1 pseudogene is annotated in these 647 nt (G+C 68.3%); it reads left to right on the top strand.

The window, feature by feature from the left end:
* Positions 1-606, top strand: a pseudogene (locus BA190_RS34755) (NAD(P)(+) transhydrogenase (Re/Si-specific) subunit alpha); the annotation flags it as partial.
* Positions 607-647: the final 41 nt, after the last annotated feature.

Here is a 647-nt window from a genome sequence, read left to right as displayed (position 1 = left end):
CTGCAGGCCATCGCCACGGCACGGCGCCTGGGCGCGGTGGTCACCGCCACCGACGTGCGCCCGGCCGCCAAGGAACAGGTCGCCTCGCTCGGCGCCAAATTCGTCGCCGTCGAGGACGAGGAATTCAAGCAGGCCGAGACATCAGCCGGCTATGCCAAGCCGATGTCGGCGGACTACCAGGCCAAGCAGGCCGCTCTGGTGGCCGAGCACATCAAGAAGCAGGACATCGTCATCACCACCGCCTTGATCCCCGGCCGGCCCGCCCCGCGCCTGGTCTCGGCCGAGATGGTGGCCAGTCTCAAGCCCGGCTCGGTGCTGGTCGACCTGGCGGTCGAACGCGGCGGCAATGTCGAGGGCGCCCGCCCCGGCGAGGTCGTGGTCACGCCGGGCGGGGTCAAGATCATCGGCCATCTCAACGTGCCCGGACGCCTGGCCGCCTCCGCCTCCTCGCTCTATGCCCGCAATCTCTTCGCCTTCGTCGAGACGCTGGTCAACAGACAAGACAAGGTGCTGGCGCCCAATTGGGAGGACGAGCTGGTCAAGGCCACTCTCCTCACCAAGGACGGGGCGGTGGTGCATCCTTCCTTCCAGCCGCAGCCGGCCTGACGGATCTTTGGCGGGCGGGTCTTCAGCGCCATCGAGAGATG

The sequence above is a fragment of the Labrys sp. WJW genome, from assembly GCF_001676615.1.
GTDB classification, from domain to species: domain Bacteria; phylum Pseudomonadota; class Alphaproteobacteria; order Rhizobiales; family Labraceae; genus Labrys; species Labrys sedimenti.
Note: the sequence above shows the minus strand (reverse complement) of the source record. Positions and strands in the feature narration are given on the sequence as shown.